Here is a 23595-nt window from a genome sequence, read left to right on the forward strand (position 1 = left end):
GGAGTACGCCGCCAGGGACTCGAACCCCGGACCCGCTGATTAAGAGTCAGCTGCTCTAACCAACTGAGCTAGCGGCGCTTGTTTGTGTGCCGGAGGCTTGCTCGTTCCGACGGGAAGAACGTTAGCACAGGGCTTCCGCGCGCTCCCAATCGGCTGGTCAGCAGGCGTTTGGAGGTGCATCGGGCACGTAACGATCCGGCCACTTGCGCAACTTCGGACCACCCCGTGTCGTCACCTAGTCGGGGGACGCCAAAACGACTTCGTGCAGGCAGTCTCGGGAGCGGGCGACAAGCAGATCGGAAGTACGTCGATGGGGATGTGGAGCAGGCGCGGTCGTGGGGTGGTCGCGGCAGGAATCGCTGTGATCCTGATCGCAGGCTGTTCAGGCGGCGGTGACGCGGCCAGTGGCAGCGGTGGTGGCGAGTCGAGTGCTCCTCCTCCGCCGCCGAAGCCCGTCACGCTGACGCTGGGGCTGGCCAACGGTGCGGCCGACGTGTCGCCCGGTCTGCCCGTCATCGCGACCGCGGCGGACGGGAAGCTGACCGACGTCAAGCTCACGAACGCCGACGGCAAGGTCGTCGAGGGCAAGATGAACCCCGAGTCGACGCAGTGGAACAACACCGAGCCGCTCGGCTACTCCAAGGCCTACAAGCTCGTCGCCACGGCGACCGGTGAGGACGGCAAGGCGGAGACCAAGGAGACCAGCTTCACCACGGTGAAGCCGCGCACGCTCACCTACGTCTCGACGAACCCTCAGGACGGCACCACCATCGGTGTGGGGCAGCCGCTCGCCTTCTACTTCGACGAGCCGGTGGCCGACAAGGTCGCGGCCGAGAAGATGCTGGAGATCACCACCGAGCCCAAGGTCGAGGGCGCCTTCTACTGGTTCAACAAGAAGGAGGTGCACTGGCGTCCGCAGGCGTTCTGGAAGTCGGGCACCAAGATCACGATGAACATCAAGGTGTACGGCAAGCACATCGGTGACGGCATCTACGGCCAGGAAGACCGCACGATCACCACGACGGTCGGCGACGAGGTCATCTACGAGGCCGACGGTGGCGCGCACACGGTCAACGTCAAGGTCAACGGCCAGGTCGTGAAGACCATGCCGACCTCGATGGGCAACGCGGCCAACACCACCCCCACCGGCACGTACGTGCTGATGGAGAAGCACGACCACATGATCATGGACTCGACCACGTACGGCCTCGCGTTGGAGAACGGCGGCTACAAGACGCCGGTCGACTGGGCCTACCGCATGTCCAACAGCGGCATCTTCTTCCACAGCGCGCCGTGGTCCATCGGCGACCAGGGCAGGCGCAACGTGAGCCACGGCTGCCTCAACCTGTCGCCCGAGAACGCCAAGTGGGTGTTCGACAACAGCAAGCAGGGTGACGTCGTGACCGTCGTCAACTCCGGTGGCCCCGCCCTGGAGTCGTGGGACGGCTTCGGCGACTGGCAGGTCCCGTGGGAGACCTGGGTCCAGGGCAACCGCGGGTAGCTAGGAGACCGTCACCTGACCGGCCGCCACGGTCAGGTGACGGTTCACCTGCACGGCCTCCAGCATCCGCCGGTCGTGCGTGACCAGCAGCAACGTGCCGGGGTAGTTCTCCAGAGCCGACTCCAGCTGCTCGATCGCCGGCAGGTCGAGGTGGTTCGTCGGCTCGTCCAGCACCAGCAGGTTCACCCCGCGGCCCTGGAGCAACGCCAGCGCCGCCCGCGTCCGCTCGCCCGGCGACAGGGACGCCGCGGGCCGCATGACGTGCAGGGCCTTCAGCCCGAACTTCGCGAGCAACGTCCGCACGTCGGCCGGGTTCATCTCCGGCACGGCCTCCTCGAACGCCTCCACCAGCGGCAGGTCGCCGAGGAACAGGCCGCGCGCCTGGTCGACCTCGCCGACCACGACGCCGGAGCCCAGGGTCGCGTAGCCCGACGAGAGCTCCACCCGCCCCAGCAACGCGCCGAGCAGCGTCGACTTGCCCGCGCCGTTCGAGCCGGTGATCGCGACCCGGTCCGCCCAGTCGATCTGCAGGTCCACCGGGCCGAGCGTGAACGAGCCGCGCGAGACGACGGCACCGCGCAACGACGCCACGACCGCGCCGGAACGGGGTGCGGAGGCGATCTCCATCCGCAGCTCCCACTCCTTGCGGGGCTCCTCCACGACCTCGAGGCGTTCGATCATGCGGTCGGTCTGCCGGGCCTTCGAGGCCTGCTTCTCGGTGGCGTCGGCACGGAACTTGCGCGCGTTCTTGTCGTTGTCGCCCGCCTTGCGCCGGGCGTTCTTCACGCCCTTCTCCATCCACGAGCGCTGCATGCGCGCGCGGGCCTCCAACGACGACTTGGTGTCGGCGTACTCCTCGTAGTCGTCACGGGCGTGCTGACGCGCACGCGCGCGCTCTTCGAGGTACGACTCGTAGCCGCCGCCGTAGAGGTGCACGGCGTTCTGGTGCAGGTCGAGCTCCAGCACGCTCGTCACCGTGCGGGCCAGGAACTCGCGGTCGTGCGACACCAGGACCGTGCCGGCGCGCAGGCCCGTCACGAACTTCTCCAGCCGCTCCAGGCCGTCGAGGTCCAGGTCGTTGGTCGGCTCGTCGAGCAGGTAGACGTCGTACCGGCTGAGCAGCAACGACGCCATGCCGGCCCGTGCGGCCTGACCACCCGAGAGAGACGTCATCAACGCGTCCAGGCCGACCGAGAGCCCCAGGTCGGCGACGACCTCCAGCGAACGCTCCTCCAGGTCCGCGCCGCCCAGCGCCAGCCACTGGTCCAACGCCTCGGAGTAGCCCTCGTCGTTGCCCGCCGTCAACGCCTCGGTGGCCGCGTCCAGCACCCCCTGCGCGAAAGCCACCCCGGTGCGGCGAGCCAGGTACTCGCGCACCGTCTCGCCCGCCAGCCGCTCCGGTTCCTGGGCGAGGTGCCCGACGTTGGCGGACGGCGGGTTCAGCGACACCCGGCCCGACTCGGCCGGGATCAGCCCGGCGAGCGTGCGCAGCAACGTCGACTTGCCCGCCCCGTTCACACCGACGAGCCCGATGACGTCGCCGGGAGCGACCACCAGGTCCAGGCCGGAGAACAGGACGCGGTCACCGTGCCCGGCGGCGAGGTCCTTGGCGACAAGAGTGGTCACAGCTGCGCTCCGGCGACTGATGGGGGTCCGGGGGTTCCCCCGGCGTGGGTCTGGGGGCTCGGCCCCCAGATATAAAACGAAGCCGGACCATGTTCGCGCATTTTGCGAACATGGTCCGGCTTGTCAGGGTGAGTGACGGGACTTGAACCCGCGACACCTGGGATCACAACCCAGTGCTCTACCGACTGAGCTACACCCACCATTGCCGGTCGTTGACCAGCGAGGAAAGCATAGCAACGGTAGCCACCGATATTGAAATCGGGGGTCTACTTGACGTCCTTCAGCAGGTCAGCGGCCACGGCCTGGGCCTGCTCCGTCGACGGACCGGGCTGCGGCACGAACGCCGTCCGCCGGTAGTACGCGAGCTCCCGGATCGACTCGACGATGTCCGCCAGCGCCCGGTGCGCGAGCCCCTTGCCCGGCTGCGCGTAGTAGATGCGCGGGTACCAGCGCCGGCACAGCTCCTTGATCGACGACACGTCGACCATGCGGTAGTGCAGGTGCGCGTCCAGCGCCGGCATGTCGCGGGCGATGAACCCGCGGTCGGTCGCGATGGAGTTGCCGGCCAGGGGAGCGGTCCGGGGATCCGGCACCCACTCCTTGATGTAGGCCAGCACGGCGGCCTCGGCCTCCTCCAGGGAGACGACGGACTCGCGCACCTCCTCGGTCAGGCCCGACTTGGCGTGCATCTCCATGACGATCTCCGGCATCGAGGCCAGCACGTCGTCGGGGGCGTGGATCACGATGTCCACACCCTCGCCGAGCACGTTGAGCTCGGCGTCCGTGACCAGTGCCGCGATCTCGATCAGAGCGTCCTTGCCCAAGTCGAGTCCGGTCATCTCGCAGTCGATCCACACCAGACGATCCATCACGCCCCGAACATTACTGCGCGGAGCCTCAACTTCGAGTGGCGGCGTGCGGCAACCTGGTTACGCTCCTCGTGCATGACGGCTCAGGGTGACATCGCTGCCGGCTACGCGTCCGAGAGCGCGGCCATCGAACTCGGTGCTGTGCTGGTCGACGGACAGGTCGAGTCGACGGCACACGTCCGCATCCCGTTGTCCATGGTCAACCGCCACGGACTTGTCGCAGGCGCAACGGGAACCGGAAAGACCAAGACCCTCCAGCTGCTCGCCGAACAGCTGTCGAACAACGGCGTTCCGGTGCTGATGGCGGACGTCAAGGGCGACCTGTCCGGGCTGTCGCAGGCGGGTGCGGAGAGCGATCGCACCAAGGCCAGGGCCGCCGACACGGGCGACGACTGGGCCGCCACGGCCTTCCCGGTGCAGTTCCTGTCGATCGGCACGGGCGGCATCGGCGTGCCGCTGCGGGCGACGATCACGAGCTTCGGCCCGATCCTGCTGTCGAAGGTGCTGGGCCTGAACGACACCCAGGAGTCGACGCTCGGCCTGATCTTCCACTGGGCCGACTCGAAGGGCCTGCCGCTGCTCGACACCAAGGACCTGCGCAGCGTCATCCAGCACCTCACCAGCGACGAGGGCAAGGCGGACCTCAAGGGCATCGGCGGGGTCTCCGGCTCCACGGCGGGCGTGATCCTGCGGGCGCTGGTCAACCTGGAGGCGCAGGGCGGCGACAGGTTCTTCGGCGAACCCGAGCTCGACCCGGCCGACCTGATGCGCGAACGCGACGGCAAGGGCGTCGTCAGCCTGCTCGAGCTCGCGGAGCTGCAGGGCAACCCGGCGCTCTTCTCCACGTTCCTGATGTGGCTGCTGGCCGAGCTCTTCGAGACGCTGCCCGAGGAAGGCGACGTCGAGAAGCCCAAGCTGGTGTTCTTCTTCGACGAGGCGCACCTGCTGTTCTCCAACGCCTCCAAGGCGTTCCTCGACCAGATCACCCAGACCGTGAAGCTCATCCGGTCCAAGGGCATCGGCGTCTTCTTCTGCACCCAGCTGCCGACCGACATCCCGAACGACGTGCTGTCGCAGCTCGGCGCGCGCGTCCAGCACGCCCTGCGCGCGTTCACGCCGGACGACCAGAAGGCGTTGGCGCGCACGGTGAAGACGTATCCGACGACCCCGCACTACGACCTGGAGAAGGCGCTCACGTCGCTCGGCATCGGCGAGGCGGTCATCACCGTGCTGAGCGAGAAGGGCGCGCCGACCCCGGTCGCGTGGACCCGGCTGCGCGCACCCCGCTCGTTGATGGACACCATCGGCAACGACGCGATCAAGCAGGCGGCCCAGAACTCGGACCTCCACGGCAAGTACGCGGAGACGATCGACCGCGAGTCGGCCTACGAGCAGCTGATGGCGAAAGTCGCGCCACCCCAACAGGAATCAGCCCCGGAACCCCCTCCCGCCGAACGGCGCGAGAAGGAGGAACCGGGGATGGTCGAGAAGGTGCTCGGCAACAGCGCCGTCAAGTCCTTCCTGCGGTCAGCGGGCAGCGCCCTGGCTCGCGAGATCACGCGAGGGCTCTTCGGGACTTCGCGCAAGCGACGCTGACAGCACCGCCGCGCCGATGCAGAGCCCGCCCGCGACGTACCAGGCCAGGTCGTAGCTGCCCAGGTGGTCGCGGGTGAGGCCGGCCGCGGACGCCGCGAGGGCCGCGCCGAGCTGGTGCGACGCGAACACCCAGCCGAACACGACGGGCCCGGACATGCCGAAGTACTGCCGGCACAACGCCACGGTCGGCGGCACGGTCGCGACCCAGTCCAGGCCGTAGAAGATGATGAACACCAGCATCGACGGGTGCGCCGACTCGCCGAACAGCTGCGGCAGCAGCATCAGCGAGAGGCCGCGCAGCGCGTAGTAGCCCGCGAGCAGCAGCCGCGAGTCGACGCGGTCGGTCAGCCAGCCGGACGCGATCGTGCCCACGATGTCGAACACGCCCACCAGTGCCAGCAACCCGGCGGCGGTCGTGGTCGGCATGCCGTGGTCGTGCGCGGCGGGGATGAAGTGCGTGCCCACCAGGCCGTTCGTCGACGCGCCGCAGATCGCGAACCCGCCGGCCAGCAGCCAGAACGGACGGGTGCGGGCAGCCGACTTCAACGCGCCCAGAGCCCTGCGAGCGGCCCCGCCCGACGGCGGCGGGGGAGTGTCCTCGGTCGCGCCCAGCGGCAGCAGCCCCACGTCCCGCGGGTACTCGCGCAGGAAGAACGCGGCCAGCGGCACGACGGCCAGCGCGGCGATGCAGATGACGAGCGACGCGGGCCGCCAGCCGTAGCTCTCCGACAGCCACGCCACGGTCGGCAGGAACACCAGCTGACCGGCCGCGCCACCGGCCGTCAGCACGCCCGTGACCAGCCCGCGGTGCTTCACGAACCAGCGCCCGGTGATGGTCGCGACGAACGCCAGCGCCATCGATCCGGTGCCGAGCCCGACCACGACGCCCCACAGCAGGATCAGCTGCCAGGACGCGGTCATGAACACGGTCAGGCCGCTGCCGATCGCGACCATGGTCAACGCGTAGGTGACGACGATCCGCACGCCGAAGCGGTCCATGAGCGCGGCCGCGAACGGCGCGGTCAGCCCGTACAGCAACAGGTTGATCGAGATGGCGAGCGAGATCGTGCCGGTCGACCAGCCGAACTCCGCCCGCAACGGCTCGATCAACGCTCCCGGAGCCGCGCGGAACGACGCGGCGCCCACCAGGGCGATGAAGGACACGCCTGCGACAACCCAGGCCCAATGGAGTCTCACGCCGACAAGGTTCGGCGATCGCCGAGGCTTCAACCAGTGGCCCGATGGCCAACATGTGAAAGAATCAGGCCATGCACCGGATCGCCGTCCTCGCGCTGGAGCAGTCGGTCGCGTTCGACATCGGCAGCTCGACGCACATGTTCGCCCGGCTCCACGACCGCTACGAGGTCGTCGTGTGCTCGCCGGACCGCCGCCCGATCCCCACGACCGGCGGCTTCACCATCGCGCCCGAGCACGGTCTGGAAGCTTTGAAGGACGCGGACACGGTGCTGGTGCCCGGCACGCACTACCAACCGGCCCGCGAGGGCTGGCTGGAACCGGCCGTGAAAGAGGCGCTGACCACGACGAACGCGCGCAGGGTCATGTCGATCTGCACCGGCGCGTTCGTGCTCGCGGCGGCCGGGCTGCTGGACGACAGGCCCGCGACCACGCACTGGCGGACCACCGACGAGTTCCGCCGGCTCTACCCGAAGGTGCGGCTCAACCCGGACGTGCTGTTCATCGACGACGGCGACGTGCTCACGTCCGCGGGCGTCGCGGCGGGCATCGACCTGTGCCTGCACGTCATCAGGTCGGATCACGGCAGCGAGGTCGCGAACTGGATCGCGCGCTACTGCGTCGTCCCGGCGTGGCGGCAGGGCGGCCAGTCCCAGTACGTCGACCGGCCCGTGCCGACCTACCCGGACACGTCGACCGCGCTCGCCCGCGAGTGGGCGTTGGAACGGCTCCAGGAACCGCTCGACCTGGCCGCGATGGCCGGGCAGGTGCGGATGAGCGTGCGCACGTTCACCCGCCGCTTCCGCGCCGAGACCGGCATGTCGCCCGGCCAGTGGCTGACGCAGCAGCGCGTCGACCGGGCCCGGCACCTGCTGGAGACCACCGACCTGCCGATCGACCAGGTCGCGAGCCACGCCGGCTTCGGCACCGGCGCGGCTCTGCGACAGCAGCTGGCGGCGAGCGTCGGCGTCTCACCGAGCGCCTACCGTCAGACGTTCCGTTCGGCCTGACCGTCCACAGCGGACTCGACCAGGAACGGCCGCAGCAACTCCGGCACGGCCTCGTCCGCGAGCGCCAGTCCGTGGGACGCGCCGACGTCCGTCACGTGGTAGACGCCCGCACCCGCCGCCGTAGTCGCGCCGATCGTCATCAACCCGCTGCGCCGCTGGAAGAACGACTGGTGGATGCGCCACCCGATGATGCCGGTGCGCTGCAACGCGACCGTGCTGCGCACGAGGGAGTTGTTGCGCGTCACCAGATAACGCTCGTCCAGCGCGTTGCCGAGCGACCGGTAGTTGTCCCAGCCGACCAGCGCGGCGAACGGCAGGATCGCCACCGGGATCGGCCACGCCCACGACGGCGCCCAGATCGCCAGACCGGCCGCGATCACGATCCAGGGCAGCGTGTGCCGGATCATGCTGCGGCGCAACGCGGCGAACGGGTGCTTGCGCAGCCGCAACGTCGTCGGGTCGTTGCCGACCTTCAGCACGTCGCGGGAGACCTGGTGCGCCACCGTCAACGGCGCGGGCGGCAGCAGCAGGTTGCTCTCGCCCTTGGACCCCAGGCCCGTCGTCACGGCGGCGAGCTTCGCGCCCTTGCCCGCGCGCACCAGCAGCGGTTCCTGGATGTCGACGCCGCGCAGCCGTTGCTCCTCCACCGAGACCGAGCGGGTGGTGAGCAGACCCCGTTGCACGCGCAGGGTTTCGTCCGGCTCGCGGGTGAGCTTGTAGTTCCAGAACTGGAGGATGTAGAGCGGCACCGAGAGGATGAGCCCGACCACGGCCAGCACGACCAGGAACCCGGCGAAGAGCGCGAGGCTCGGGTTCTCGAACAGCCACTCCCACAGGTCCTGCACCGGGTGCAGGCCGAGGTCGTCGGCGTAGTTCGAGAGCACGCCGAAGATCGCGCCGATCGCGACCAGACCCGACAACGACAGCGGCGCGAACTTCAGCCACTTCAGGTCGAGCTGCGAGATCACCTCGGACTCGGGCAGCGCGACCGGCTCCGCGGTCTCGCCCTCGGCGGCGGGCCTGGGCGCGACTCCCTTCTGCAGCAACACCAAGCGGAGCCGCTCGGCCTCCTGCTGCGTCACCGCGTCGAGCGTCAGCCCGTCCGTGCCGGGCGTGTCCTGCTGGCCCGTGCCGATCCGCACCGCCGACAGCCCGAAGATCCGGTGGCCCGGCTTGGAGGTGAGGTCGACCGTCCTGATGCGATCGCGCGGCACCGCGAGCTGCTTGCGCGTCAGCAGACCGGTGTGCAGCTCGACCTGGTCGTCGGTGATGCGGTACTTCGTGGTGCGCCAGATGAGGTAGCTGAACGCGAGGATCGCCGCGACCGTCGCGCCGGACGCGATGAGCCGCCACTTCTCGCCGTTGCCGGTGAACAGCAGCACGAGGATCGGCACCAGCATCGCGATGCCCTCGTTGAGCGGCCGCACGACCAGCATCCGCACGTGCAGGCGGTGCCACTCCTGCAACGGCTCGGTGAGCTCAGGCGCCGCGGGCAGGCCGGCGGGAACCTCGGCGGTCACGTGGCATCACCCGGCGTGGCCTGGGTGGTGTTCGTCAGCTCCACCACGAGCCGCTGCGCGACCTCGTGCTCTAGGCCCTCGATCTCGACGGGACCGGCGGCCGACGCCGTCGTCACCGTGACGGTCGAGAGGCCGAGCATCTGCTGGAACGGCCCGCGCTTGGTGTCGATCGTCTGGATCCGCGAGACCGGGGCGACTCTCCACTCCTGGTTCAGCCAGCCGGAGAGCGTGTACACGGCGTCCGGCGTGGTCTCCCAGCGGTGGACGCGGTAGCGCCAGCTCGGTTCGATCGCGGTGTGCAGGACCCCCACGACACCGGTGGCCACCAGGAGCACCAGCTCCCACGTCGGCGGCCTGCTCACCAGCAGGAAGACGACGAGCTGGGGCACGAACAGCACGAGCCAGAACGTGGCGGCCTGCATCGTCCACAGCAGGACCGACTTCGGACTCACCTGGTGTGCAGGCGTGCGCAGTTGCAGAGTCACCCCACAACTGTGCACCACTCGTAGCTGGTGATGTGGCCAGGTGCGTCAATTGGTGTGTTGCGGGGCCGGGCGGTCCTGCTTGCGAGGGAGGCAGGACCGCCCGGCCCGTCGATCAGGGCTGGACGGAGGCGGAGGCGTACGGCGGGGTGAACTGCGAACCGGGGTCGTCCGCCGTCGCCGCGCCGGACATCGCGACCAAGGCCCCCAAGGTGAGGATCACGGCTGCGACGGTTCGAGCGATAGTGTTCAACTTCATTGAAGGGGCTCCTTCGTTAGGTGGCGGCCGTGGATGAGGGCAGGAAGTCGTTGACGAGGTTCGGCACGCGGTTGCGAGCGGTCCGGCTGCAACGGGGTTTGTCCCAAAAGGACCTCGCGTGCCCCGGTGTCTCCATGAGCTACGTGTCGCGGCTCGAGTCCGGTGAACGGGTGCCGTCGCCCACTGTCGTGCGCAGACTCGCCGAGGTGCTCGGCGTCGACCCCTCCGAACTGATGGTCGACGAGGACAGCACCGCCATGCAGGACGAGGCGCTCGCGTGGTGCGAGGCGCTGCTCGCGTACCACGACGGCGACCTCGTGCTGGCCGTCGATCTGCTGGAGACGCTGGGAAAGCGGTCCGACGAGGAGATGTTCGGCTGGTGCGTGCGCTGGACGCGCCTGGTGATGCTCGCGAGGCAGCGCGACCACGAGGGTCTGCTGCTGGCGGCGGCGAAGCTGCGCAAGTCGTGGTCTCCCGGTCCGGCGGTGGACGCGCTCGCAGAGATCCTGCGCGCATCCTCGTTGCGGCGCCTCGGCCGTCCGGCCGAATCCGTGAAGGCCGCGAGTGAAGCCGTTGAGCTGGCGGGTGGTGACGGCGAACGGGTGCGCCGCGTGCAGACCCGCGCCCTGATCGCGTTGTGCGCCGAGCTCACCTTCGCGGGCCGGCTCGCCGACGCGGAACAGGTGGTGGACCAGCTCTCCGCGCGGCTGCCCGAACTCGGCCGCGACCGGCTCGCGATCTCCACGTGGTGGGCGCGCGCCAAGGTCGCCGACCGCCTGGGAGACCGCACCGAGGCCGCGCACTGCATCCGCGAGGCCGTCTCGATGCTGGACGACTTCGACGGCGATCCCGAGTACCGCTGCCGGGTCCGGCTCGCCGGGGCGTCCATCGCGTTGCGCACGCCCGGCACGAACCTCGACGACGTGGTCGCGTTGCTGGACAACGTCGAGACGACGGCCGCGGCCATGCGCCGGCAGGAAGGCCTTCTGGCGCACGCCCGTGCGCTGCGCGCCGAGCTCGCGTTGCGCGACGGCGAGGTCGGCCGGGCCCGCGAGCTCGCCGAGAGCGCGCTCGCCACCGGCAGGCTCGACGCGGAACAGCAGCTGCGGTGCCACCTCCTGCTGGTGCGGGCGGCGGACGAGGTCGAGCCGTCCGGTGGTGCCGACGCGCGGGCCGCGCTGGCCGGGTTGCTGGAGCACATCAACCCCGAGGGCGTCGACCCGCTGCTGTGGCGGGACGTGGCACGCATCGCCCTGCGCAAGCACTAGCGCACCGACCGGCACGGCCGCCGGTCGTGGCGCCAGGCCTGCTCGGCGGCGTTGCCTCGTCATGACCGGCCCTCACTCGTTAACTGGACACCTTGTTAACGGAGCATGACACAGACCAGTTACCCATCACATCACCCAATTACGCTGTGCATGTGTAGGTAAAACACCCGTGAACCGGCAGTTCCCGGTCATCGACAAGCGGCCGAACGGGCGATGGTCAACAAGGCCGGGCGGACGAATTGTCAATAACTTGACAATGCATGACTAGGTGGCGGTCAGGTTCATCCACCACACGATGGCGCCGGCGCGGCCGTTGACGTCAAGCGTCGTGTAGATGCGTTGCAGGTGGTTCTGCACGGTTTTGGGGGAGAGGCCGAGCGACTCCGCGATCATCGCCGTGCTCGCCCCGGCCGCCACGAGCCGCAGCACCTCGATGCCGCGTTTGGTGAGTCCCGCTCGCAACGCGCGGGCGATCCGCGTGTTCGTGTGCTCCGCGGTACCGGTCTCGTGGAGCTCCGCCGCGTTCGGGACGCGCACCACGGCGTCCTCGCGCTTGGGCTCGAACCGCCTGTGCGCCAACTGTTCCACGAGTCGCGACGACAGGTCGTGCTCGCGCATCCGCAGGAGGTCGCGGCCTTCCTGCAGCTCCCACAACCGGTACTGCTCCAGTTGCAGCCGTGCGTGCCGCAACGCGCGTTCGAGGTCGCCCGCCCGTTCGTGCGCCACGCTGAGCTGCTGGTGCGCGTGCACCGCGACCTCCCGAGCCAGGCAGCTCATCGCGAGTTCGGCGGCCTGGGTGAGCTGCGCGATCTGCTCCGGGTAGCGGGCCCGCGCGCCGCTCAGCCGCGCCTTGGCCATCAACGCCTCCGCGCGGGCCACCGGACGGTTCCTTCCGGCAAGCAACTGGTCAGCGCGCTGCCAGCTGCGGTGCGCGCGGTCAAGTTCACCCAGATCGATGCGCACGTGTGTCAGCAGGACGTTGACCATCGCCATCCGCACCGGGTCGCCGAGCGTCTTCCAGCGGTCGCGCACCTGGGCGCACAACGCTTCCGCGCGCCGGAGCTTGCGCACGCACGGCTCGCCGTCGAGGCTGCACCGGCTCTCCTCGGTGCGGATCATGCAGTGCTCGTGGTACTGCATGCGCATCACCCGCGCCTGTTCGAACAGCACGGACCCGATCAGCTCGTTGTCCCCGGTGAGCTCCGCGAGCCCCAGCGCGCGGGCGAAGGAGTTGAAGCTCCGTTCCCGAGAGTCGAGTCGCAGTTCCACCACCGCACGGGAAAAGCTGCACCGCGCCTGGAGTCCGATGTGGCGGTTGGCCGTCGCGATCGCCTGCACCTTGTCGATGGTGTCGAGCGCGCTCGGCCACAGCCCTCGCTTGCCCAGTGCCACCGACTGCGTCAGCACGCCTTCCGCGACGCCCTCCGCGTCGTCCAGCCACGTGAACGCGGCCACCGCCTTTTCGGCGTACTCCAACGCTTCGCCCGGCCTGCCCTCGTCCAGGGCGATCCGCGCCTCGCGCAGGTTGTGCACGGCGTTGGCACGCGGGTCCGCGGTCCTGCCGGGAACCGTCATGGTGAAGCCCCCTCACTCCGGGGGCGAGCTTAGTCGTGGTCGCGGAGTTGACGTTTCAACACTTTTCCGGCCGCGTTGCGGGGCAGCTCCTCGACGAAGAAAACGTCGCGAGGAACGGAGTATCGCGCCAAGTTCGCCTTCACGTGGTCGCGCACCTGTTCGGCCGTAAGTGTTTTTGCGCCTACAACGAACGCGGCGAGGCGCTGGCCCCACTCGTCGTCCGGCACTCCCAGAACCGCGACCTCGGTGACGCCCTCCATCGTCGAGAGGAGGTCCTCGACGTCGTGCGGGTAAACGTTTTCGCCACCTGAGACGATCATCTCGTCGTCGCGTCCGGCGACGAACAGGAGGCCGTCCTTGAGGTAGCCGAGATCGCCGGTCGACATCAGGCCGTTCAGCGACTCCTTGCTGGTGCCGTTGGTGTAGCCGTCGAACAGCATCTCGTTGCCGACGAAGATCCGCCCGGTTTCGCCCTGCGGCACGGGTTTGCCGCTGTCGTCCACAATGGCCAGTCTGGTGCCCAGTGGCGGTTTCCCGGCCGTGCCGGGCTCCCGGAGCATCTCCTCGGGTGTGGCGATGCTCGCCCAGCTGACCTCCGTCGAGCCGTAGAGGTTGTAGAGCACCGGGCCGAACTCGCTCAGCGTGCGGGCGGCGACCTTCGGCGGCAGGGCCGAGCCGCTGGACGCGATGATCCGCAGCCGCGGCCGGTGCCCGGTCTCCAGCATCCGTTGCAGCATCACGGGAACGACGAACATGGCGGTGCAGTTGTCGGCGTCTGCCAACGCCTGTGCGGGATCGAACTTCCGGCGCAGCACCAGGGTCGCGCCGAGCACCAGGCCGAGCTGGAACGCGGCGAGGCCCCAGGCGTGGAAGAGCGGGGAGGTGATGGAGATGACGTCGCCGTGCCTCAGCGGGATGCGGGACAGCAGTGCGGCGGCGGGGGCGAGGCTCGCGGGTTCCGGCCGGCGCGCGCCCTTCGGGGTGCCGGTGGTGCCGGAGGTGAGGATGATCAGCCTGCCGCGCGGAGGCCTGCGGGGCAACGAGGTGCGCGGGCCGTCGGTGATCAGGCCTTCGAGCTCGTCGCTGAAGAACGTCGGAAGGTCTGGGAGAGCGTCGGCGAACTCGCGGTCGGCGACGATCCGGTCGATCTTCTGGCCGGCGGCGACCTGGGCCAGTTGTCCTTTGCTCAGGCCGGTGTTGAGCAGAATCGCGTCGGCGCCGACCTTCGTGCACGCCGTCATCGTCTCGATGAACGCGCGGCCGTTGCGCAGGAGCAGGCCGACGCGTTCCTTCGGGCGGAAGGAGTGTGCGAGCCGGCTGGTGCGCTCGTGGACTTCGGCGTACGTGAGCACGCCGTCGTCGTCGATGATCGCGGCACGCTCGGGGTGGCGTCCGGCACCCGTCTGGTAACCCCACGCGAGCGTGATGTCCCAGTGCAGGTAGCCGCGCACGGTGCCGGCGAGCCCACGCGGGCCCAGCGGCCGGATCACTCCGGCTTTGACCAGGGTCAGCAGCACGCGGGTCACCATGCGACCCACTCTGCCATTAACCTACTTGCGAGTAGGTAGCGGTGTGACGGCGGTCACATGTCGGTGTTGGAGGCGCTCACGACGGCGTCGCGCAACGCGGCTCGCAACCGGCCGACCTCCAATGGCGTCAGGACGGCGGCCTCACCCGGCGGCACGGTGATCACGATGTGCCCCTGGCTGACGAACACCGTCATGTCCCGTCGGCGCGAAGCGATGTCGCGGCAGCTCACCTGCCACTCCTCTGTTGCTCCCACGGGGTTCTTCCTCCAGCTCACTCGGCGCGCCGGCTCGGTCGCACCGGCGCTCACGTCAGGGAGACGTGCGTCACCGGCTGTCATGACGGAGGTTTCGCGTTCTCCGTCCAGCGACCGCGCCGAGCTGCGGTTAGCGTCGCACGTGGGACGAGAATAGGTCACCTGGAGGGGTGAAAATGGCGGAACCGCAACGCATCGTCATCGTCGGGACGGGCCTCGCCGGTGCCTCCGCCGCGGGCGCGCTCCGAGACCGCGGCTACGGCGGCAAGATCACGATGTTCGGCACCGAACACCACCGCCCTTACGAACTTCCCGCGCTGTCCAAGGACGTGCTGCTCGGCAAGGCGGCCGAACCGGCGTGGGTGCACGAGCCGAGCTTCTACGCCGACAACGAGATCGACCTCGCATTGGGTGTCTCCGTGCTGGAGCTCCGGCCGGACGACCACACGATCGTCGACTCGGATGGAGCAGTCCGCAGCTACGACCGGCTGCTGCTCGCGACGGGGTCACGCCCCCGCGTTCTGCCTGGCGCGCAAGGACATGTGCTGCGCACCCTGGACGACTCGGTGGCGCTCAAGTCCGCGCTGCGCGAAGGCCGGCACGTCGTGATCATCGGTGCCGGCTGGATCGGCTGCGAGGTCGCCTCCGCCGCCCGCGCGCACGGCTGCCGCGTCACCGTCGTCGATCCGTTGGCCCAGCCGCTGGTGCGCGTGTTGGGCGCCGAGATGGGTGCGATGTTCCGCGGCCTGCACGAAGAGCACGGGGTGGAGTTCAAGCTGGGTACGGGCGTCGCGGGCTTCTCGCCTTCCGGCGTGCGGCTGGACGACGGCACCGAGCTGCACCCCGACGTGACCGTGCTGGCAGTCGGCGCGACGCCGCGCCTCGAACTGGCCGAAGCGGCAGGTCTGACGCTGGAGTCCGGTGGCGTGGCGGTCGACGCCGTGTTGCGCACGTCCGCGCCGGACGTGTTCGCGGCCGGTGACATCGCGGCGCAGGAGCACCCGCGCTACGGCGGCCGGGTCCGCGTCGAGCACTGGGCCAACGCCAAGGACCAGGGCACGCACGCCGCCGGGTCGTTGATCGGGCTGGACGAGCCCTACCTGAAGTCGCCGTACTTCTTCACCGACCAGTACGACCTGGGCATGGAGTACCGGGGCCTCGCCGACCCCGACGACGAGCTGGTGGTGCGCGGCGACGTCGGGTCGCGGGAGTTCATCGCGTTCTGGCTGCGTGACGGGCGGCTGCGGGCGGCGATGAACGTCAACGTGTGGGACCACGGGACGGCGCTGAAGGCGTTGGTGGACGCGCAGGCGACCGTGACGGCGGACCAGCTGCGCGAGGCCGACCTCGGCTCGCTCGTCTAGGGGCACGTCACGTGCTTATGTACCGGGCGATAGATCGTTTCCGAGGGCCTGGTGCCGAGTCTTTTGCCCACTCGACGTCGATGAGCAATTCCCTCGTCGGCGCCGAGTGGTCGCAGATCGCGGGCCAGACGTTGGGTGGTTGGTAGCTCTTCGCGGAATGTCCCCTGCCGTCGCGGAAGTTGCTACGGTAGCTGACGCGTATCCAGCTTTCAGACGCGCTGATGACCGTGGCAGCTCTCCACGACTTTTCCCACACCCAAACAGGGTCGCCTGTCTCGTAGTAGGTAGACGGGGCGTATGCGCCCAGTTGGGTCATGCCAGGCATCGCGGCGATCGGAAAATCCCTGGATCCGCCGATGATCTCGTATTCGTCGGGGGTCAGAAATGGTGTCACCGTGTGCGGGTTCCAGCCTGGATCGTGATCAATCAGCCGCACGTCGGCTGATTGTGAGTCCCAGAACATCGGAGTGCCGATCGGGAGGAAGCGCTTGCCGTTGTTGACTGACATCAATTCGGGCAGGCACAGGATGACTCGAACCTGGCGTCGTCTGAAACCGTGATTCGGATGGTGGCCGCGGATGACACGAGCTGGAATCCAGCGTCGGTCATCGAACCTGATCACTACTTTGTCGCCGGCACAAAACCGTGGTGCTGCTGTCATGCTGGCACACTATTCCGACCATGAACCTAGCACATACTGCGCGAACCATAGGGATGATTGCGCGCGGGTTTCCCAGGTCGCGAGACTTGATCAAGCTCTGCTGTGAAGTTACTGGTACGAGTCAGATGCAGGAACCCTGCAGCGGACCCTCGCCCCGCGAGAGGTCCTGCAGGACCTTGCGGATCACTTCCATCTCCTCGGCGGAGAACCGGGCCCGGTAGGCGCGTTCGACCTCGGCGAGCGCGTCGCCGGCCTCCTTCTGCAGCGCGCGGCCCTTGTCCGTGATGACGGGCGTGCGCACGCGCCGGTCGTTCGGGTCGGGCACCCGCATCACGAGACCCGCGCGCTCCAGCTTGTCCAGCTCGCTCGTCAGCGTGGTCTTGTCGAGGCCGAGCATCGCGCCGAGCTTGAGCTGCGTGCGCTGGACCTCCTCGTTGGCGAGCGCCTGGAGCACGAGCTGGCCGCGCAGGGAGATGCCGAACTTGGTGATCTCCTCGGCGAACGACGCGCCGACCCGCTGGGCGGCGCGGTGCAGCAGCCAGTTGATGTCCCACTTCGCCAGGCAGGCTTCGATGAGTTCCGGCTGCTCCTCCATGTGTTCCATCCTACCTCCCGGAAGAGATGTTCTTGGCTCAGAACATCTTGACTCGGAAGTTCTTCGCTCGTATGTTCTTGGCATGACCAATCTGCTGCACATCGACACGAGCATCCGGTACGAGGGATCTGTGACCAGGGAGGTCTCGGGCGCGTTCGCGGAGAGCTGGCGTGCCGCGAACCCCGGTTCCGGCTACACCTACCGGGACCTGCACGCGTCGCCCATCCCGCACAAGGACGGCACCGACCAGGGCGTCGCGGCCGGCCTGATCGCGGAGATCGACGCGGCGGACGTGATCCTGCTCGGCGCGCCGATGTACAACTTCTCGATCCCTTCGACGTTGAAGGCGTGGATCGACCAGGTCGCGACGTCTGAGCACTTCGCCCGCGAGGACGGCACGTTCGCGTGGGGCGGCAAGCGCGTCGTCGTCGTGACGGCCCGCGGCGGGTCGTACAAGCCGGGCACGCCCCGCGAGGGCTTCGACTTCCAGGAGCCGTACCTGCGCGCCGTGCTGTCGATGGTCGGTCTCGACCAGAAGCTGGAGTTCGTGCACGCCGAGCTGACGCTGGCGGACGTCGTGCCGCAGATGCACCAGTTCCGCGAGCTCGCCGTCGAGTCGCTCGCCGACGCGCACCGCGTGGTGAAGGAACTCGCCACGGCCTAGTGTCGGTCGCGTGATCGACAAGGTGGCCTGGATCTATCTGAAGGACGGCCAGGTGCTCGGCACCAGGTCGCGAGGCAAGGACACGTACTACCTGCCCGGCGGCAAGCGCGAGCCGGGGGAGTCCGACGTCGAGACGCTCGTGCGCGAGATCCGCGAGGAGCTGTCGGTCGACATCGACGCCGCCTCGGCGGAGCACGTGGGCACGTTCGAAGCGCAGGCACACGGCCACACGTCAGGGGTGACCGTGCGGATGACCTGCTACACCGCGTCGTTCGACGGGGAACCGGTGGCATCGGCCGAGATCGAGGAACTCGCCTGGCTGACCACCGCGGACGCGGAGCGCATCTCACCAGTGGACCGGATCATCTTCGCCCACCTGAACGCGGCTGGGCTTCTTCGCTGACCCTCGGAAACGGAAAAAGGAGAGCAGCGCTCTCCTCCCACTTCAACATATAGCGCACCCGGGGCCTTGCCACAAGACCCCGGGTGTGCTTCATCATTTCCCGGCCAACGTCATCTACCTGGGGAAATGGGGAAGACTCCATGATCGACGTCATCATCGCCGGCGGCGGACCGACCGGCATGATGCTGGCTGGGGAACTGCGCCTGCACGGCGTGGGCGTGCTGGTGCTGGAACGGGACCCCGAGCCGACGAAGGTCGTCAAGGCGCTCGGGCTGCACGCGCGCAGCATCGAGGTGATGGACCAGCGCGGCATCGCCGAGCGGTTCCTGGAGGCCGGCAAGACCCATCCGCTGGCCGGGTTCTTCGCGGGCATCGAGAAGCCCGCGCCGGAGAGGCTCGACACGAAGTACCCGGTGGTGCTCGGCCTGCCGCAACCGCAGATCGAGCACCTGCTGACCGAGCACGCCGTCGAGGCCGGAGCCGAGATCCGGCGCGGTGTCACCGTCACGGCGTTCAAGCAGGACGACGAGGGCGTGACGGTCTCTCTTGCGGACGGCACGTCGGTGCGCGCGAAGTACCTGGTCGGGTGCGACGGCGGCCGCAGCACGGTCCGCAAGCTCGCGGGCATCGACTTCCCCGGCGAGCCGTCGCGGGTGGAGACGCTGCTCGGCGAGATGGAGATCGGCATCCCGTGGGAGGAGGCGATGCCGTTGATGCTGGAGGTCCGCAAGACGCAGAAGCGGTTCGGCATCGGCCCGATCGGCGGCACCGCGACGTACCGGGTCATCGTGCCCGCGGACGGCGTGAACGAGGACCGCGCGGTCATGCCGACGCTCGACGACGTGAAGCAGCAGCTCGTGAAGGTCGCCGGCACCGACTTCGGCGTGCACTCGCCGCGCTGGCTGTCCCGCTTCGGCGACGCCACCCGGCAGGCCGAGCGCTACCGGTCCGGGCGGGTGTTCCTCGCGGGCGACGCGGCGCACGTCCATCCGCCGACCGGTGGGCAGGGGCTCAACCTGGGCGTGCAGGACGCGTTCAACCTGGGCTGGAAGCTCGCGGGCGCCGTTCACGGGTGGGCTCCGGAGGGCCTGCTCGACACCTACGAGGCCGAACGCCACCCGGTCGCGGAGGAGGTGCTGAACAACACCCGCGCTCAGATCGAGTTGATGAAGGTCGAGCCGGGGCCGCAGGCCGTGCGACGGGTGTTCACCGAGCTCGTGCAGTTCGAGGAGGTCAACCGCTACCTGATCGAGAAGATCATCGCGGTCGCGGTGCGCTACGACCTCGGCTCGGAGCACCCGCTGGTCGGGAAGCGGATCGGGGACCTGGCGCTGAAGCGCGGCGGGCTCTACGCGCAGATGCACGCCGGCCGCGGGATCCTGCTCGACCAGGCCGGGATGGTGTCCGTCGGAGGCTGGGCGGACCGCGTCGACCACCTCGTGGACGTGAGCGAGGACCTCGACGCGCCCGCCGTGCTGATCCGGCCGGACGGGCACGTGGCGTGGGTCGGCGAGGACCAGGAGTCGCTCGACGGCGAGCTGGCGCGCTGGTTCGGCACGGCGGGCTGAGCACCTGACGGGTGACCTCGGCGACTTCCGCTGGAGGTCACCCGTTCGGGGGCGCGGACCGCTTTGTCACACTGTGCGGCGTGTCCGAGCCGATGACAGCGGTGCTCCTGCGTGCCGCCGAACTCACCGCCTCGGGGAAGCCGCGGCAGGCCATCGACCTGTTGCGGCCCCTCGTGGCGGCGAACCCTCGGCACTCCGAGGCGTGGTGCCGCCTCGCCGCCGCCCACCTGGACCTCGGTGAGGCCGACCAGGCGCTGGACGCGGCCAAGCGCGCGATGGTCCTCGACGGTGACCCCGCCTGGCCGCAACGGCTGGCCGCGCTGGCGTTGAGCGACCTCGGCAGGCACTCCGAGGCGGCGGTCTCGGCCCGCGAGTCCGTGCGGCGCAAACCCGGCGACTGGCGGGGCTACGTCGTGCTCGCCGAGGTGCTCGCGGACTCACCGGAAGGCGCCGTCGAGGCGTTCGACTCGGCCCTGCACGCCTCGCAGCTCGCCCCGAGCGAGGCGCGGGCGTTCCAGGTGCTCGGCGACGCGGCGCTGCGCATGCGCGACTGGGGCACCGCCGAGCACGCGTACCGGACGGCGATCAAGCTCGACCCGTCCGACGCGGACTCGAAGGCGAACCTCGCGACCGTGCAACGGCGCCGGTCGGCCAGGCCTCCCGCACCGTCGCAGTTGAACAAGGTGCAGGTGTGGCGTGCGCTGCGCACTCTCTCGTTGCTGCTCGTCGGTGGCGGTTTACTCGCGTTGATCGCGGGCATGCCCCGGCCCACGCCCTACCTGGGGTTCTTCACCGGCGCGCTGGTGCTGTGCTGCCTGGTCGTGGGGCTGCGGTTGCGGCCGTTCGCGCTGCTCTTCAGCCTGCGCAAGCTCGCCGTGACCGTGTCCCTGCTGGGCGTTTCGGCCTTGATCCTGGTCGGCTGGACCATCGCGTTGTTCTTCGGGGCTACGACGATGCAGCCACTTGTGCTTTCCTGGTTGTGCGCTGTCGTGGGGGGAGCGCTCGTCTACGTCGGTGGAGGCAGGAAGCGGTGATGCGTCGCAACGCGGTCGCGCTCGCGTTCCTGCTGTTCCTCGGACAGCTGTTCCTCGTCGCCGCGCCCGCCGAGCCCGTACTGGCCGGTGCCGTCGTCCGGCACGGCCACGACGTCGCGAACCTGCCGGTCACCGCGCCCAAACCGCACAACCCCCACGCCGCCCAGGTGCCGCAGGCCCAGGTGGCATCGGACGTCCCGCCCGTCGCGAAGCCCGCGCTGCCGATGCGGTTCGTCGTGGCCTTCGCCCGGCGCGTGCACCGCACGCCCGAGGGCATCCGCTGGACCCCGCAGCCCGCTCGTTCCCCGCCTTCCGGTCGCTGAACCTCCTTCACCAGCAACCACTTTCTTCCCGGAAGGCTTCTTCACCCATGTCGCGCGACAACGCGCGACGAGGGTTGCTCGTGCGCGGTCTGATAGCGCTCGGGGTCCTCGTCGCATCCGCATTCCTGCTGCTCACCACAGATCCGCGCCTCGGTCTCGACCTGCGCGGCGGAACCCAGATCGTGCTCCAGGCCCAGGGCGACTCCGACGCCGCCGACCGGTCCATGGAGGTGCTGCGCCGCCGCGTCGACGCGCTCGGCGTCGCCGAACCGGTGATCGCCCGCTCCGGCGAGAACCGGATCGTCGTCGAACTGCCCGGCGTCCAGGACCCCGAAGAGGCCGTGAAGGTCCTCGGCCAGACCGCGCAGCTCACCGTGCAGCGCAACGGCCAGACCGTGATGACCGGCGAGGGCATCTCCGACGCCCAGGCCAACGCCAACCCGCAGGGCGCGGGCTTCGTGGTCAACATCCAGTTCCAGGGCGAGGGCTCGAAGACCTGGCAGAAGGTCACCGGCGAGGCGGCCTGCGAACCGTCCGGCACCCCCGGCCGCCAGATCGCGTTCGTGCTCGACGGCAAGCCCATCTCGTCCCCCGAGGTCAGCCTCGACACGCCCTGCGGCGGTGGCCAGGCAGGCGGCGCGACCACGATCACCGGCCGCTTCTCCCAGCCGGAGGCCAAGGACCTCGCCCTGGTGATCCGCTCCGGCGCGTTGCCCGTGCCGGTCGAGGTGATCGAACAGCGCACCGTCGGCGCGACCCTGGGTGCCGAGGCCATCGAGGCCAGCGCCAAGGCCGCGATCATCGGCATCGCGCTGACCTCGTTGTTCCTGATGTTCGCCTACCGCCTGGCAGGCTTCCTGGCCGTCGTCGCGCTGGTCGGCTACGCCGGTGTCGCCTACGCGGGCCTGCTGGCGGTGGGGGCGACCCTGACCTTGCCGGGCCTCGCTGGCTTCGTGCTGGCGATCGGCATGGCGGTCGACGCGAACGTCCTGATCTTCGAACGAGCGCGCGAGGAGTACGCGCGAAAACCGAATCTCCGCCGCGCCTCGGAGAACGGCTTCCGCGGCGCCTTGAGCGCGATCGCCGACTCGAACGTGACGACGCTGCTGGCCGCCGGCCTGCTGTTCTGGCTGGCCACGGGCCCTGTGCGCGGCTTCGGCGTCACCCTGACCATCGGTGTCCTGGCCTCGATGTTCAGCGCCTTGGTGCTGTCGCGCGTGCTCGTCGTGTGGGTGATCGGCTCCCGTTTCGTGGCCAAGCGTCCTCGCTTGAGCGGCCTGCACACGTTGGGCTACGTCCGCCAACGCCTGTCCGTCGTGCTCTACCGGCGTCCTGCGCGGTGGCTGATCAGCGCGGGCGTCTTGGTCCTGATCGCGTTCGCGGGCCTCTTCGTGCGCGGCCTGAACCTGGGCGTCGAGTTCACCGGCGGCCGCATGCTCGACTTCACCGCGGGGGGCGGCATCGACGCCGGCCGCGTGCGCACCGCCCTGTCCGCCGCGGGCTTCTCCGACGTGGTGGTGTCGTCGTCCGGCAACGAGGTCTCGCTGCGCACCGGCCCGATCGACGACGCGACGTCCAACCGCATCGGCGAGGTCGTGTCCTCCGCCGTCGACGGCGGCGCCCGCCAGTCGAGCAACGAGCTGATCGGCCCGTCGCTGTCGTCCGAACTGCGCCGCAACGCCATCATCGGCCTGGCCATCGCCGTCGCCGCCCAGCTCGGCTACCTGGCCATCCGCTTCGACTGGCGCCTGGGCCTCGCCACCGTCGCCGCGCTGATCAGCGACGTCCTGGTGCTGATCGGCCTGTTCGCGTGGATGGGCAAGACCGCGGACGGCGTCTTCCTCGCCGCCCTGCTGACCGTGATCGGCTACTCGGTCAACGACTCCGTCGTCGTCTTCGACCGCCTGCGCGAGCTTCGTGGGTCGCGGTTGAAGGCCGCCTATCCGGACGTGGTGTCGGACGCGGTCGTGCAGACCGTGCCGCGCACCGTGAACACCGGCATCGGCGTGCTGTTCGTGTTGTCGGCGTTGCTCGTGCTGGGCGACGGCTCGCTGGCGGACTTCGCCGTGGCGCTGCTGATCGGCCTGGTGGCGGGCACGGTGTCCACAGTGGTCACGGCGGCGCCGATCGCGATCTGGCTGGAGTCGCGCTGGCCCCGGCAGTCGGTCGCCCGGAAGCGTTCGGCGGCCGCGCGGGGCTAGTGGCGCGTCTCGGAACGTCGGCGAGGTAATCCACGCTCAGCAGAGCACCTCGCGGCACCGCCCCCACGCCCCCGTACAACCAGTACGGGGGCGTGGGGG

At 69.3% G+C, this 23595-nt stretch carries 22 protein-coding genes and 2 tRNA genes; 11 read left to right on the forward strand and 13 right to left on the reverse strand.

Annotated elements, in window-relative coordinates; translation table 11 throughout:
• Positions 1-4: 4 nt before the first annotated feature.
• Positions 5-78 (reverse strand) — tRNA-Lys (locus ACFWNN_RS44880).
• Positions 79-361: 283 nt separating this feature from the next.
• Between ACFWNN_RS44880 and ACFWNN_RS44885 the strand changes: the two genes are divergently transcribed.
• Positions 362-1501, forward strand: coding sequence for an Ig-like domain-containing protein (locus ACFWNN_RS44885; protein ID WP_382446083.1), 1140 nt, complete (start codon positions 362-364; stop codon positions 1499-1501).
• On the opposite strand, the gene ACFWNN_RS44890 is transcribed toward ACFWNN_RS44885, so the two are convergent.
• The 3 genes from ACFWNN_RS44890 to orn form a co-directional block, all read right to left on the reverse strand.
• A complete protein-coding gene (locus tag ACFWNN_RS44890) occupies positions 1502-3127 on the reverse strand; it encodes an ABC-F family ATP-binding cassette domain-containing protein (RefSeq protein ID WP_382446084.1) in 1626 nt (541 codons plus the stop codon).
• A gap of 127 nt (positions 3128-3254) precedes the next feature.
• Positions 3255-3327 (reverse strand) — tRNA-His (locus ACFWNN_RS44895).
• Positions 3328-3393: 66 nt separating this feature from the next.
• Entirely contained in the window at positions 3394-3999 is a 606-nt protein-coding gene (orn, locus tag ACFWNN_RS44900) for an oligoribonuclease (protein WP_382446085.1), read from the reverse strand.
• 72 nt (positions 4000-4071) lie between these two features.
• Between orn and ACFWNN_RS44905 the strand changes: the two genes are divergently transcribed.
• Positions 4072-5592 (forward strand): helicase HerA-like domain-containing protein, encoded by a 1521-nt coding sequence (locus tag ACFWNN_RS44905; protein WP_382446086.1) that lies wholly within the window; start codon positions 4072-4074, stop codon positions 5590-5592.
• Here the strand turns inward: ACFWNN_RS44905 and ACFWNN_RS44910 are convergent.
• Positions 5524-6789 carry an MFS transporter gene (locus tag ACFWNN_RS44910; protein ID WP_382446087.1) on the reverse strand — a complete coding sequence of 422 codons (1266 nt, stop codon included), beginning with the start codon at positions 6787-6789 and terminating at the stop codon, positions 5524-5526. The two genes, ACFWNN_RS44905 and ACFWNN_RS44910, sit on opposite strands and share 69 nt — an antisense overlap.
• A gap of 71 nt (positions 6790-6860) precedes the next feature.
• On the opposite strand from ACFWNN_RS44910, the gene ACFWNN_RS44915 reads away from it, so the two are divergent.
• Positions 6861-7796, forward strand: a complete 936-nt coding sequence (locus tag ACFWNN_RS44915) for a GlxA family transcriptional regulator (RefSeq protein ID WP_382446088.1) — start codon at positions 6861-6863, stop codon at positions 7794-7796.
• Here ACFWNN_RS44915 and ACFWNN_RS44920 read toward each other — a convergent pair.
• The 3 genes from ACFWNN_RS44920 to ACFWNN_RS44930 form a co-directional block, all read right to left on the reverse strand.
• Entirely contained in the window at positions 7775-9316 is a 1542-nt protein-coding gene (locus tag ACFWNN_RS44920) for a PH domain-containing protein (RefSeq protein ID WP_382446089.1), read from the reverse strand. The two genes, ACFWNN_RS44915 and ACFWNN_RS44920, sit on opposite strands and share 22 nt — an antisense overlap.
• Complete coding sequence (locus ACFWNN_RS44925) at positions 9313-9795, reverse strand: PH domain-containing protein (RefSeq protein WP_382446104.1); 483 nt, start codon at positions 9793-9795, stop codon at positions 9313-9315. The genes ACFWNN_RS44920 and ACFWNN_RS44925 overlap by 4 nt, the downstream gene beginning before the upstream one ends.
• A gap of 118 nt (positions 9796-9913) precedes the next feature.
• Positions 9914-10057 carry a hypothetical protein gene (locus tag ACFWNN_RS44930; protein ID WP_382446090.1) on the reverse strand — a complete coding sequence of 48 codons (144 nt, stop codon included), beginning with the start codon at positions 10055-10057 and terminating at the stop codon, positions 9914-9916.
• 29 nt (positions 10058-10086) lie between these two features.
• Here ACFWNN_RS44930 and ACFWNN_RS44935 point away from each other — a divergent pair, with 29 nt between their 5' ends.
• A complete protein-coding gene (locus ACFWNN_RS44935; RefSeq protein ID WP_382446091.1) occupies positions 10087-11325 on the forward strand; it encodes a helix-turn-helix domain-containing protein in 1239 nt (412 codons plus the stop codon).
• Positions 11326-11589: 264 nt separating this feature from the next.
• Here ACFWNN_RS44935 and ACFWNN_RS44940 read toward each other — a convergent pair whose 3' ends face one another.
• From ACFWNN_RS44940 to ACFWNN_RS44950, 3 genes are read right to left on the reverse strand one after another with little or no spacing between them, the layout of a single operon-like run.
• Complete coding sequence (locus tag ACFWNN_RS44940; RefSeq protein WP_382446092.1) at positions 11590-12900, reverse strand: LuxR C-terminal-related transcriptional regulator; 1311 nt, start codon at positions 12898-12900, stop codon at positions 11590-11592.
• Between the two features lie 29 nt (positions 12901-12929).
• A complete protein-coding gene (locus ACFWNN_RS44945; protein ID WP_382446093.1) occupies positions 12930-14429 on the reverse strand; it encodes an AMP-binding protein in 1500 nt (499 codons plus the stop codon).
• Positions 14430-14482: 53 nt separating this feature from the next.
• The gene (locus tag ACFWNN_RS44950) at positions 14483-14683 is read right to left on the reverse strand and encodes a hypothetical protein (protein ID WP_382446094.1); all 201 of its coding nucleotides are present in this window, start codon (positions 14681-14683) and stop codon (positions 14483-14485) included.
• Between the two features lie 176 nt (positions 14684-14859).
• Here ACFWNN_RS44950 and ACFWNN_RS44955 point away from each other — a divergent pair, with 176 nt between their 5' ends.
• A complete protein-coding gene (locus ACFWNN_RS44955) occupies positions 14860-16047 on the forward strand; it encodes an NAD(P)/FAD-dependent oxidoreductase (protein WP_382446095.1) in 1188 nt (395 codons plus the stop codon).
• 7 nt (positions 16048-16054) lie between these two features.
• Here ACFWNN_RS44955 and ACFWNN_RS44960 read toward each other — a convergent pair whose 3' ends face one another.
• On the reverse strand, positions 16055-16708 hold the full coding sequence (locus tag ACFWNN_RS44960) for a hypothetical protein (RefSeq protein ID WP_382446096.1): 654 nt from the start codon (positions 16706-16708) through the stop codon (positions 16055-16057).
• Between the two features lie 121 nt (positions 16709-16829).
• The gene (locus ACFWNN_RS44965) at positions 16830-17303 is read right to left on the reverse strand and encodes a MarR family winged helix-turn-helix transcriptional regulator (RefSeq protein WP_382446097.1); all 474 of its coding nucleotides are present in this window, start codon (positions 17301-17303) and stop codon (positions 16830-16832) included.
• A gap of 82 nt (positions 17304-17385) precedes the next feature.
• Here ACFWNN_RS44965 and ACFWNN_RS44970 point away from each other — a divergent pair, with 82 nt between their 5' ends.
• The 6 genes from ACFWNN_RS44970 (at position 17386) to secD (ending at position 23496) form a co-directional block, all read left to right on the forward strand.
• A complete protein-coding gene (locus ACFWNN_RS44970) occupies positions 17386-17967 on the forward strand; it encodes an FMN-dependent NADH-azoreductase (RefSeq protein ID WP_382446098.1) in 582 nt (193 codons plus the stop codon).
• A gap of 10 nt (positions 17968-17977) precedes the next feature.
• Positions 17978-18370: an NUDIX domain-containing protein gene (locus ACFWNN_RS44975; RefSeq protein WP_382446099.1), complete on the forward strand. Its 393-nt coding sequence runs from the start codon at positions 17978-17980 to the stop codon at positions 18368-18370.
• 140 nt (positions 18371-18510) lie between these two features.
• The gene (gene rox, locus ACFWNN_RS44980) at positions 18511-19938 is read left to right on the forward strand and encodes a rifampin monooxygenase (protein WP_382446100.1); all 1428 of its coding nucleotides are present in this window, start codon (positions 18511-18513) and stop codon (positions 19936-19938) included.
• Positions 19939-20018: 80 nt separating this feature from the next.
• Positions 20019-20972, forward strand: coding sequence for a tetratricopeptide repeat protein (locus ACFWNN_RS44985; RefSeq protein ID WP_382446101.1), 954 nt, complete (start codon positions 20019-20021; stop codon positions 20970-20972).
• Positions 20972-21295, forward strand: a complete 324-nt coding sequence (locus ACFWNN_RS44990; protein WP_382446102.1) for a hypothetical protein — start codon at positions 20972-20974, stop codon at positions 21293-21295. Before ACFWNN_RS44985 ends, ACFWNN_RS44990 begins: the two co-directional genes overlap by 1 nt.
• A gap of 80 nt (positions 21296-21375) precedes the next feature.
• Positions 21376-23496, forward strand: coding sequence for a protein translocase subunit SecD (gene secD, locus ACFWNN_RS44995; RefSeq protein ID WP_382446103.1), 2121 nt, complete (start codon positions 21376-21378; stop codon positions 23494-23496).
• Positions 23497-23595: the final 99 nt, after the last annotated feature.

The sequence above is a fragment of the Lentzea sp. NPDC058450 genome (genome assembly GCF_042721395.1).
Lineage (GTDB): Bacteria > Actinomycetota > Actinomycetes > Mycobacteriales > Pseudonocardiaceae > Lentzea.